10 protein-coding genes are annotated in these 10971 nt (G+C 74.5%); 3 read left to right on the top strand and 7 right to left on the bottom strand.

Translation table 11 applies throughout. From position 1 onward, the window contains the following. The first annotated feature begins 71 nt into the window (after window positions 1–71). Window positions 72–476, top strand: coding sequence for a hypothetical protein (locus tag ABZ945_RS15635; protein ID WP_361268930.1), 405 nt, complete (start codon window positions 72–74; stop codon window positions 474–476). Between the two features lie 72 nt (window positions 477–548). On the opposite strand, the gene ABZ945_RS15630 is transcribed toward ABZ945_RS15635, so the two are convergent. Genes ABZ945_RS15630 through ABZ945_RS15620 form a run of 3 tightly spaced genes read right to left on the bottom strand, consistent with a single transcriptional unit; the run spans window position 549 to window position 3237 of the window. Next, a complete protein-coding gene (locus ABZ945_RS15630) occupies window positions 549–1331 on the bottom strand; it encodes a class I SAM-dependent methyltransferase (protein WP_361268926.1) in 783 nt (260 codons plus the stop codon). After that, window positions 1328–2557, bottom strand: coding sequence for a cytochrome P450 (locus ABZ945_RS15625; RefSeq protein ID WP_361268924.1), 1230 nt, complete (start codon window positions 2555–2557; stop codon window positions 1328–1330). The genes ABZ945_RS15630 and ABZ945_RS15625 overlap by 4 nt, the downstream gene beginning before the upstream one ends. Further along, complete coding sequence (locus tag ABZ945_RS15620; protein ID WP_361268921.1) at window positions 2554–3237, bottom strand: tRNA-dependent cyclodipeptide synthase; 684 nt, start codon at window positions 3235–3237, stop codon at window positions 2554–2556. Before ABZ945_RS15620 ends, ABZ945_RS15625 begins: the two co-directional genes overlap by 4 nt. Before the next feature lie 347 nt (window positions 3238–3584). On the opposite strand from ABZ945_RS15620, the gene ABZ945_RS15615 reads away from it, so the two are divergent. Continuing rightward, entirely contained in the window at window positions 3585–4103 is a 519-nt protein-coding gene (locus ABZ945_RS15615) for a DUF6328 family protein (protein ID WP_361268918.1), read from the top strand. A gap of 76 nt (window positions 4104–4179) precedes the next feature. Then, entirely contained in the window at window positions 4180–6510 is a 2331-nt protein-coding gene (locus tag ABZ945_RS15610; protein WP_361268915.1) for an ATP-binding protein, read from the top strand. On the opposite strand, the gene ABZ945_RS15605 is transcribed toward ABZ945_RS15610, so the two are convergent. The 4 genes from ABZ945_RS15605 to ABZ945_RS15590 form a co-directional block, all read right to left on the bottom strand. After that, window positions 6471–6968, bottom strand: a complete 498-nt coding sequence (locus ABZ945_RS15605) for a response regulator (RefSeq protein ID WP_361268951.1) — start codon at window positions 6966–6968, stop codon at window positions 6471–6473. The genes ABZ945_RS15610 and ABZ945_RS15605 overlap by 40 nt on opposite strands. A gap of 23 nt (window positions 6969–6991) precedes the next feature. Continuing rightward, window positions 6992–8803 (bottom strand): GAF domain-containing SpoIIE family protein phosphatase, encoded by a 1812-nt coding sequence (locus ABZ945_RS15600; protein ID WP_361268913.1) that lies wholly within the window; start codon window positions 8801–8803, stop codon window positions 6992–6994. A 254-nt stretch (window positions 8804–9057) separates the two neighbouring features. Further along, complete coding sequence (locus ABZ945_RS15595) at window positions 9058–9879, bottom strand: TIGR03943 family protein (RefSeq protein WP_361268909.1); 822 nt, start codon at window positions 9877–9879, stop codon at window positions 9058–9060. Next, window positions 9876–10781, bottom strand: a complete 906-nt coding sequence (locus ABZ945_RS15590; RefSeq protein WP_361268948.1) for a permease — start codon at window positions 10779–10781, stop codon at window positions 9876–9878. Before ABZ945_RS15590 ends, ABZ945_RS15595 begins: the two co-directional genes overlap by 4 nt. Between the last annotated feature and the right edge of the window lie 190 nt (window positions 10782–10971).

The following is a 10971-nucleotide window of genomic DNA, read 5'->3' as shown; positions in this document are numbered from 1 at the left end:
CATCACCGCAACGAACGCACGGAACGCACACATCTTCCGCACACGTCCCCAACGCACTCGGGAGTCTCGTCATGCGTATCAAGCCCGCTCTGGCCGTCGCCTCCGCCACCGGCGCCCTGCTCCTGGCCGGCGCCCTGCCCGCCTCCGCCGCCGGCACCGCCGCCAGCACCACCTCCCACCCGTACACCTGCTCCAACTCCGGCAGCGGCTCGCTGCACGTCGTCAACTGCATCGGCACCGTCACCGGCATCGGCAACGTCGTCAAGAACGTGGACCTGGACGTCAAGGACATCAACGTGCTGTCCAACAACGAGCTGGACATCCTGGAGACGTCCCTGGAGGACGTGGCCGACGTCAAGGCCGGCACCGCCGTCGTCCTGCAGAAGGTCGACCTCGCCGTCGCCACCGTCGACACCTACGTCAACAAGCTGTCGATCCCCATCGACATCAGCAAGGTCCTCGTCGACATCCTCTGAACCCTGGGTGACCCACCCCGCGACGCCCGACCGGGAACCGCTCCCCGGCCGGGCGTCGCCGCGTGGAGGGGGTCAGTCCGGGGCGGGGGCCGCCCGGGCGGTGAGCAGCAGGGCGTGCGGGGTGGCCAGGTAGCCGGCGAGGGCGGTGCGGTCGGCGTCGGGTCCGGCGGTGGGGCGCTGCCAGGTGATGCCGGTGAAGCCGGCGGTGCGGAGGGCGTGTTCGTGGGTGGCGGCGCTCCAGTAGCGGGCGGTGACGTCGAAGTGCCGGCCGGCCATCCAGGTGCGCAGGGCGATGGTGTCGCCGTCGTGGGGGTCCGGGACGGGGGTGCGGGCGGGGTCGTGGGGGCGGTGAGCGGTGAGGTCGAAGCCGTACGGGCGGTAGTAGCCGGGTGTGGTCGCGTAGTCGGGGTTGAGGGTGGCGGCGACGAGGGTGCCGCCGCGTCGGGAGAGCGCGGTGCGGGCGGTGCGGCACATGGCGGTGAGGGCGTCGGGGGTGTCGGCGTAGGGCAGGACGTAGACGGCGAGCACGGTGTCGAAGTCGCGGCCTGGGGGTTCGGTGGCGCCGGCGTCCGCCACCTCGTAGGTGATGCCGAGGGGGCGCTCGGCCTCCTGCCGCCTGGCCCAGGCGATCATGCCCGGCGAGGCGTCGGTGCCGGTGACCTGGGCGCCGGCCCGTGCCAGCAGCCGGCTGTGCAGCCCGGGCCCGCAGCCGAGGTCCAGCACCCGACGGCCGGTCAGGTCGCCGAGCGCGGTGAGGAGCGAGGGGATCTCGATGTCCCGGCGGAAGGGGAGTTCGTCGGCGCTGCCGGCGTAGGCCTCGGCCAGGTCGTCGAAGGAGTCGGGGCCGTCGTTCACGCGCGGGGCTCCTCGCTCCAGGAGACGGGCAGGGCCACCGGGCGGACGAACATGATGTCGTTGCGCCAGGGGACGTCCTGCTCGGCCACGGCCAGCCGCAGGGACGGGTGGCGCTCGAAGAGCAGCCGCAGGGCGGTGGCGAGGTAGAGGCGGGCCAGCTGGGCGCCCAGGCAGTAGTGCGGTCCGGCCCCGAAGGTGGCGGCGGCGTCCTCCCGGCGGCGGACGTTGAACTTCTCCGGGTTGTTCACATGCCTCGGGTCCCAGGTGGCGGCCTGCATGGAGGCGACCACCGCGTCCCCGGCGGCGATCCTCACGCCGTGCAGCTCGACGTCCTCCCGGGCGACGACCGGGAAGCCCAGCACCCCGTTGTGGAAGTACCGCAGCACCTCCTCGGCGGCCTGGGGCCACAGGCCGGGGTCGTCCAGCACGGCGCGCAGTTGGGAGGGGTTGAGGACCAGGATCATGGCGCCGGTGGTGGTGGGCGCGATGATGGCGTCGGAGCCGGTGAAGAACAGCACGTACGCGGTGCCGAACATCTCCTGCTCGCTGATGGTGCCCTCGTCGGCGGCGCGCAGCAGGGCCCCCATGGGGTCGTCGCGGGGCGGCAGTCGGCGCCGGGCGGCGATCACCCGGGCGGTGAAGGCCTTGATCTCCTCGGTCTCGGCGGAGGTCTCCTCGGGCCCCGCGGTGATGCTGGAGGCGGAGGGGAAGACCCGCCCGTGCTCCTCGTACAACTCCTCCGGTACGCCGAGGACTTCGCGCATCACCCGCATCTGGAGCGGGGCGGTGTAGGCCGCCACCAGATCGCAGGGGTTGAGGCCGTCGTCCATGGCGTCCAGCAGCGCGGTGGCGTGCCGGGCCACCAGCTCCTCGTAGCGCCGGACGGCCCGGCGGGTGAAGAAACCGGACACCACCGACTTGACCCGGGTGTGGTCCGGCGGGTCCAGACTGAACAGCCCCCGGCTGACCGTGGTGATGTCCTGCCCCGCGATCCGGGGGACGGCCGGGTCGTCCAGATCGCGGCTGAACCGCGGGTCGGCGAAGACCCGCGCGATGTCGTCCCTGCGGGTCAGCATCCACATCCGCGCCCCGCTGGGCATGGCCACCGGGCAGACCGGCTTGTTGCGCTGCGCCCAGCGGATGAGCGGCGGCAGCCGGCCGTTGTCGCCCAGGGGGAAGGGGTAGCGCAGGGGCAGCGCGGGGTCGGGGGTCGGGGGCGCGGTCATCGGTCGGCTCCGATCGGTTCCACGATGGCGTATCCCTGGCCGGGGCCCGGGCGCAGGGCGTGGCTGGTGCCGGTGAGGAAGGGGCGCAGCAGCTCCATCTCCCGGTGGTAGAGGAAGAGCGAGGTGGGTGCCTGGAAGATGGCCGGGGAGTCCAGGGTCAGCGGGAGTTCGGCCAGCGGGTAGCCGACCGCGGTGTCCAGGGCCTCGGGGCCCGGGCGCGCGCAGCCGACGTGGACCAGGGTGGCCCGGGCCGTCTCCCGGCAGGCACCGCGTACCTGGGGGTCGTGCCGGTAGGCGTCGTGGACCTGCGCCAGCCGTGCCGCGTAGCCCGTGTTGGTCAGCAGCCGGGTCCAGCTGTGCACATGGGCCGCCGGGTCGCGGACCCCGGCCTGTGCCAGGGCGCGTTCGGCCGGGTTGCGCAGCTGGTTGACGGACCGTTTCGCCCGCCGGACCGCCGAGGCCGGCGGGCGCCCGGCGGCCACCAGGGTGTGGGCGGCCTCGTAGCCGGGGATCATGACGTCCACCCGCGGGAAGCGGGAGCAGGCCCAGCCGACCAGATCCTCGATGTAGGCGGTCTTGTAGCGGCCGTTCCAGGGGCTGATGCCCAGGAGCGCGTGGTCGGGTCGGTCGTTGAAGAAGCGCCCGCCGTTCTCGACGGGGCGCAGGCGGAAGCCGCGCATGACGAACTCCTCGTCCGTCCGGGGTGGGGTGGTGGGTGCCCGGCGGGGCCGGGCTCGACGGACGGGCCGGAAGACGGCCTCATTGTCCGTGCACCGTCACGCATACCCGGTGGTCGGTCGCTCACCGGGAGTGCGTCCGAGACATAGGGGTGAGGGGGCGCACGCGCGGATGCGCCGGTGGTAGAGCGGGACGGCGGTGGTACATCCCGGGATCCGGCCTCGGTCCGGCTCGGTCCGGTTCGGTCCGCGGGGTGCGGTTCGGTCCGGTTCGGTCCGGTTCGGTCCGCGGGGTGCGGTGGGATGATGAAGAGGCGGGTGGGGCGGGTCCGGGGGTCTGAGGAGTCGCCATGGCGGAGACAGGGGTCCACCGGGAAGACGCCGCGGACGAGCGGCCGAGGCACGGGCGGGACGAGAGCGCCGAGGAGCGGGCGGATCGCCGGTGGGTGGATCTGCTGCAGGAGCTGCGGGTGGCGCAGACGGGCATGCAGATCCTGTTCGGTGTGCTGCTGATCGTGGTCTTCCAGCCGGCCTTCGCCACTCTGGGCGCAGCCGACCGCGCGCTCTACGTCACCGCGGTCACCCTGGGCGCGGCCACCGTGGCCGCGCTGATCGCCCCGGTGGCCCTGCACCGGATGGTGGCCGGCCGGCACATCAAGCCGGAGACGGTGGTGCTCGCGGCGGCCATCGCCAAGGCATCCATGGGCATGCTGGCCGCCACCATGGCCGCCGCCCTGCTGCTGCTGTTGCGCGTGGCGGTGGACGACACCATCGCCGCGGTACTGACGGGCGTCTTCGCGCTCTGGCTGCTGGTGCTGTGGCTGCTGCTGCCGATGTGGGCCAGGCGCCACTACTCCAGCCGCCGGTGAGCCGGGGGAGGATGGGGGCCATGGCCGGGATCGGGGGCGCCGCTCCCGGTCGCGTCCGAAAGGGAGTGGTGGAGCAGTGGAGCAGCAGTGGCTGTCGCGGCGCGCGCGGGAGGCCGAAGGGGCCGCGGAGGGGAACTTCGACCTCACCCAATGCGTACGCGAGCCGATCCATCTGCTCGGCGGGGTGCAGTCCCACGGTTCGCTGGTGGCGGTCGATCCGGACACCGGCACGGTCGAGGTCGCCGCGCGCAACACCGGAACCCTGCTGGGCGTGGAGGCGGTGGACCTGGTCGGCGGGCCGGTGACGCGCCTGCTGCCGGCCGCGGTCTTCGCGGAGGCGCTGGAGGCGGCCGGCGACGAGGGCGGGGTGCCGGCCGCGCTCGCCCTGCCGGACGAGGCGGCGGCCCTGGGCGGGCGGTTCGATGTGTCCGCCCACCGCCGGGACGGGCTGCTGATCCTGGAGTTCGAGCCGCGTGGCGCCGACGGCGCCGGGGCGCGCGGGTTCTACCAGGGGGTGCGCCGGGCACTGGCCCGGCTGCGGTCGGCGGCGAGCGTGGCGGACTGCTGCCGGGTGGCGGTACGCGAGGTGCGGGCGCTGACCGGGTTCGACCGGGTGGTCGCCTACCGCTTCGACGGCGAGGACGGCCCGGGCGAGGTGGTCGCCGAGGACGTGCGGGAGGGCTGGGAGCCGTGGCTGGGGCTGTGGTTCCCGGCGACCGACATCCCGCCGCAGGCCCGGCGGCTGTACCGGGAGAACTGGATCCGGGTGATCGGGGATGTGGACGACGCCGCCGTCGGCCTGCACCCTCCCGTACGGGAGGCCACCGGCGCTCCGCTGGATCTGTCGCAGGCCGCCCTGCGCACCGTCTCCGGGTTCCATCTGGAGTATCTGCGCAACATCGGGGTGCGCTCCTCCATGTCGGTGTCGGTGATGCGCGAGGGGCGGCTGTGGGGGCTGATCGCCTGCCACGGGGCCGAGCCCGCGCGGATCACCCCGGAGGTGCGCTCGGCGTGCGAGATGTTCGGCGCCGCGTTCTCGCTGCAGCTGTCCGCGATCGAGGAGCGTGAGCGCGCGGATGCCCTGGTGGAGTCCACCGCACGGTCCGCGGCGGTGGCCGAGCTGCTGGAGCGGGGGCGGCTGGCGGACGGCTTCGGCGGGGGCGGCGGTCCGCTGCTGGAGCTGCTGGACGCGGACGGGGTGGTGCTCCGGCGGGCCGACCGCACCCTGGGCGCGGGCGAGCCCTTCGCCCCCGGGCTGCTGCGGGCGCTGGAGGCGCGGGCGCGCACCCTGACACCGGGCGGGCTGTGGTGCACCGACCGGCTGGCGGAGGAGGAGGGGCCGGAGGGCGGCGCGGAGGCGGCGGGCGGAGGACCGGCCGGGGTGCTGATGGTGCCGCTGTCCGCCGCGGGCGAGTATCTGGCCTGGCGCCGCGGGGAGCGGCCGATGCCGCGGCAGTGGGCGGCCGACCCCGCGGCCCCGGTACGGGTCGGGCCGCGCGGCGAGCGGCTGACCCCGCGCGGCTCGGGAGCCGTGTTCCGGGCCACCGTGCGCGGCCGCAGCCTGCCCTGGACCGTCCGCGACCAGGTGGTGGCCAAGGAGCTGTGGCGGCTGCTGACCGGCCTGGTGCTGCGGCACGCCGAGGTGCTGGACGCGATCAACGACGAGCTGCGGATGCGCAACACCGACCTGGACTCCTTCGCGCACGCCGCCGCCCATGACCTCAAGGAGCCGCTGCGCGGCATCTCCAACGCGGCCACCTTCGCCTTGGAGGACGCCGGGGACGGGCTCGACGAGGTCACGCTGCGGCGGCTGCGGACCATGCGGCGGCTCGCCGGACGCATGGACGAGCTGCTCAACTCGCTGCTGCACTACGCCCGGCTCGGCCGCGCCGGGCTGCGGGTGCGCGAGCTGGAGCTCGGCGCCGCCCTGGACCGGGCCCTGGAGGTGGCCGGGCCCCGGCTGGCCGAGCAGCGGGTGGAGGTGGTCCGCGGAACCCTGCCGCGGGTATGGGCGGACGCCGACCGGCTGGACGAGATCCTGGTCAACCTGCTGGTCAACGCGGCCAAGTACGCCCGGCCGGACGGGGAGCGCCGGGTGGAGGTCACTGTGGAGCGCCGCCCGGTCCCGCCCGTCGGCGAGGCCTCGGGGACGCCCGCCGGCCCGGAGCGGGTCGTGGTCGTCCGGGACAACGGCATCGGCATCCCGGCGGAGCGGCACAAGGACGTCTTCGACCTGTTCCGCCGCCTGCACGGGCCGGCCGAGCACGGCGGCGGGACCGGGGTGGGACTGGCCCTGGTCAAACGGATCGTCGAACGGCACGGCGGCCGGATCTGGCTGGACGCCGTGCCCGGCGGGGGTACGGCGTTCTACTTCACGCTCGGGGCGTCCGAGCCGGACCCGGCCTGACGCCAGTAGTCGACGGCGCCCTTCAGCACCGTCTGGAAGAGCGTGAAGTTGACCGGCTTGTAGACATAGCTGTCCGCCCCCGCCGCGTAGCAGGCGTCGACCTCGGCCGGAGCGGTGGAGGAGGTGAAGACCACCACCGTCACCCCGCTCAGCTCCGGCCGGGCGCGGATCTGCTCCAGCACCGTGTGCCCGCCGATGCCGGGCATGTTGAGGTCCAGCAGGATCAGTCCCGGAAGGTCCTCGCGGGCGAGCAGCTCGTCCGCCAGGCCCTCTCCGCGGTCGGTGAACTCCAGCGCCAGGTCGAGGTGGCTGCGGCGCAGCGCCCGATCGATCGCCTCGGCGTCCTCCGGGCTGTCCTCCACGACCAGGATCCGGTCGGCGGCCGGGCGCCGGGCGCTCCTGCTCTCCGCCGGGCCCGTCCACCCTCCCGTGTCCGGCGTCCCCGGCGTCCCTGTCATCCCCGTCGTCTCCGGCGTCCGGCTCATGGTGCGTCCTCCACGCGTTCTCCCGTCACCCGGGCGACCAGCACCGCGGTGTCGTCGTCGCCCAGGGCGCGGAAGGCGGCCGCGCGGGCGATCAGCCCGGCGGCGCCGCTCCCGTCGCGACAGCACTCCCGTACCGCCTCGGGCAGGATGTCCTCGAACATCGTCCCGTCCGCCGAGCGGGCCTCCGAGAGCCCGTCGGTGAACATCACCAGCGCGTCGCCCGGCCCCAGCAGGGCCGTCCCCGGCTCGTACAGGGCGTCCGGCACGACCCCCAGCAGCAGTCCGGACGCCCCGAGCTCGTCCACCCGCCCGTCCGCGCGGCGGATCAGCGGACGCGGATGCCCGGCCGAGGCCGCCTCGACGGTGTGCCCGTCGCCGTCCGGGGTGAGCACGGCCACGAACGCGGTGACGAACCGCGCGGTCCGCTGGTCGGTCAGCACGGTGTTGAGGCGGCGCAGCGCCTCGCCCGGCGGCACCTTGTCCTCCAGCAGTACGCGCAGGGTGTGCCGGGCCAGACCGGCCAGCGCCGCGGCCTCGGCCCCGCGGCCGCACACGTCCCCGACGAACAGGGCCAGCCCGCCGTCCCGGCGCACCACCGCGTCGTAGAAGTCGCCGCCCACCTCCAGCGAGTCGTCGGCCACCTCGTAGGCCGCGCTCAGCTCGGCGCCGGGCCACTCGGGCAGCGTGCCCGGCAGCAGATGCCGCTGGAGCTGCTCGGCGTTGCTGCGGCGCTGCTCGTAGGCGGTCGTGGTGTCGATGGCCAGCGCCGCCCGGCGGGCCAGGTCGTCCAGCACCCGCAGGTCGACGATCTCCCGCTCCGGGCGGTGGTAGACGAAGGTCAGCGTGCCCAGCAGCTTCCCGCGGGCACGCAGCGGGCTGATGCTCACGACCCGTACCGCCCGGCCCGGGCCCTCGCTGCCCGGCCCGAACGCGGACGCCCCCAGGGACTCGCCGGCGATCAGGGTGCCGTGCGGCCGGCCCGCCGCATCCCGCAGCACCCCGTCCAGCCAGGGGTCGTCCGCGGCCACCGCGCGCAGCCAGGGCTGCATGGATCCCGCCACATGCACGGTGGCCACCGGGGACAGTCGGCCGCCCGGCCGGCACAGATGCACCACGCAGGCCTCCGCCACCGCCGGGACGGCGAGCCGGGCGATGCGCTCCAGGGTCTCCCGCTCGTCCAGGCTGGCGTCCATCTGCAGCGACGCCTCGGCCAGGAAGGCCTCCTCCACCCGGCGGCGTTCCGCGGCCCGGTGCTCCAGAACCCGCCGGTTGCCGGCCACCAGGACCTCGCTCAGCTGGAGCAGCCGGGTCGGCAGGGACGGACCGGCGTCCTGGCGCCGCCTCAGCCCCAGGGAGAAGGCCGCCCAGTCGTCGCCCCCGAGCGAGAAGCGGGCCTCCAGGGCCCAGCCCGCACCGGCCTCGGCCAGCAGGGCCGCCTCGGGGGCGAACCCCTCGCCGTCCACCGCGAGGTCGTGCTCGTACAGCCGCACCGGCGCGCGGCCCCCGGCGCCCTCCCCGTCCTCGGCGGGCGGCCGGGCGGGCACGGTCCGCACCGTGCCGGGGCGGGGGGTCGTGGTGGCCGCCGACTCGCCGCCGTCCGCCGTCAGCCGCCGGACGTACCGCAGGTCGCGGCCGTCCCACCGGCTTCCGGAGACGGCGACCACGGACTGCTCGGCGAGCATCAGGGCGTACACATGCCGGGCCATGTCCGTGATGTCCTCGGCGTCCTGCGCGGCCAGCCACATCCGGTGCAGCCCGGCGGACCAGCTCTCCGGTCCCGTGCCGGTCGCGCCCTCGACTCGCCTCACCGTCTCCTCGATCGTGTCGGCTGCACTGGCCGGACCCTCCGCCGCGCCGCCCCGTGGCCGGATGGCAGAGGCCCGAGCGGACAGCACCTACCAGCGTACGCCGCCGCCGCACCCGCGCGGATGGAGAGGTGTGGCCCCGCATACCCCGCTCATCCGGCACACGCTTACGGCGACGGGGGAGCCGTGCCGTCCGCATGGCGGCCGCCGGGGATCGAGCCCCGGACGTCCGGCACACGGTTTCCGGCCCCCACCGGTCAGCCGGGCTCGGTGCCGTCCGGGGTGAGGACAGGCGCCCGGTCGAGGTAGGGGAGCCGGGGCTCCGGGATGGGCCGGACCTCGGTGGCGTCCAGGGCGAGCGCCGCGCCGGGTGTGCCGAGGGTTCCCTCCGGGTGCCAGGTGCCGCTCACCCTCACCCATGAGTCGGCCGGAGGCGCCGGCATCCCGTGCACGGTGACGGTGAGGGACTGGGAGTCCGCCGCGCAGCAGGCCACCAGGAGCCGGGACAGGTCCCAGGCCCCGTCCGTGCGCGGAGTGACGAACCCCTGCATCACCACGGTCCGTCCGGCCAGGCTCTTCTTCTCGTCCTGCTGGACCCGGGCGATGAACTCGGCGAGCGCCAGGGGCGCCGCGCCCGGAGGCAGTGCCTCGAAGCGCTCGACCTCCGCCACGATCGAGGCGCTGTCCCGGGAAGCGGTGTACGAGCCGAGCGCCGGAGGGGCGAACAGCAGCAGGGTGAGTGCCGGCAGTGCCAGCAGCCAGGCGATCCGCGGTCCCTGTGCGTGGCCGTGGTGGTGACCGCAGCCGTCCTCCGCGGCAGGCCGGGGCGCTTCGCCGTCCTCAGGACCGCCGTGCCCCGGCCGGCCGTCCTCCGGGTGTGCGGGCCGCGGGCGCCGGGCGGCGGCGACGGCGTGCAGCGCGCTGAGGATTCCGGTGGCCAGCAGGACGAAGCCGGTGGCGACGAGCCACGGTTGCAGACCGGGCTTGACGTAGCGCAGGCAGATGTCGCTGAGGAGCGAGACGCGCAGGAGGGCGGCCGCGATCGCCAGCAGCAGAGCGGACTGGAGTGGTGCCTTCACAGCAGCCACCATCCCACCAGAGCACTGGCGGTCACCGCGACCACGGTCGTGGCCAGCGAGAACCGCAGGGCGAAGGCGCGTCCGAAGGTGCCCGCCTGAAGGGCGATCAACTTGAGGTCGACCATCGGTCCGACCACCATGAACGCCAGCCTCGCCGTGGGCGAGAAGCCCGTGAGGGACGCCGCCACGAACGCGTCGGCCTCGGAGCAGACGGCCAGCACGATCGCCAGCAGGGCGAGGAACAGCACCGAGCCCCAGGGGGAACCGGAGAAGGTCTCCAGGACGGACCGGGGTACCAGCACATTGAACGTGGCGGCCGCCATCGCCCCGACCACGAGGAAGCCCCCGGCGTGCAGGAAGTCGTGCTGGAAGGCGAGCCGGAACTCCGTCCACCGGCTGTCGCCGTGCCGGTGCCCCTGATGCCGTGCGGGAATGCGCAGCCACTCGCTCCGGCCCAGGCGCAGCCAGAGCCAGCCCATGGCCGTGGAGACGGCGAGCGAGGCGATGAGACGGGCGGCCACCATCCGGGGCTCGCCGGGGAAGGCGACCGCGGTCGAGACCAGCACGATCGGATTGACGGCCGGAGCGGAGAGCAGGAAGGCGAACGCCGCGGCCGGCGGCACCCCGCGTCCGATGAGGCTCTTGGCCACCGGTACGGAGGCGCACTCGCACCCCGGCAGGACGACGCCGGCAGCGCTGGCCACCGGCACCGCCAGGGCCGGGCGGCGGGGCAGCGCCCTGGTGAAGGCCCCGGCCGGGACGAAGGCGTTCACCGCACCCGAGACCAGTGTCCCGAGGACCAGGAAGGGAAGCGCCTGCACGGTGACGGCGACACAGACGGTCTGCCAGGCGAGAAAACCCGGTCCGGCCAGCCACTCACCGGCGCCCCCCGCCCAGAGGATCGCGCCGACGATCACCAGGGAGATCACTCCGCCCGCCGCGGCGGACCGGAAGGAGGAACCTCCGGCGCCTACGGCACCCGGTGGGCCATGGACCTCGTGCGGCGGCCCGCCGATCACTCCGTTGGATCTGTCCACAGATGACTCCGGTCGTTCAAGGGACTCCGGTTGTCCACGTTGTTCAAGAGACGCA

Source organism: Streptomyces sp. NPDC046887, assembly GCF_040644755.1.
Taxonomy (GTDB): domain Bacteria; phylum Actinomycetota; class Actinomycetes; order Streptomycetales; family Streptomycetaceae; genus Streptomyces; species Streptomyces lichenis.
This window is presented reverse-complemented; position numbering and strand designations above follow the sequence as displayed.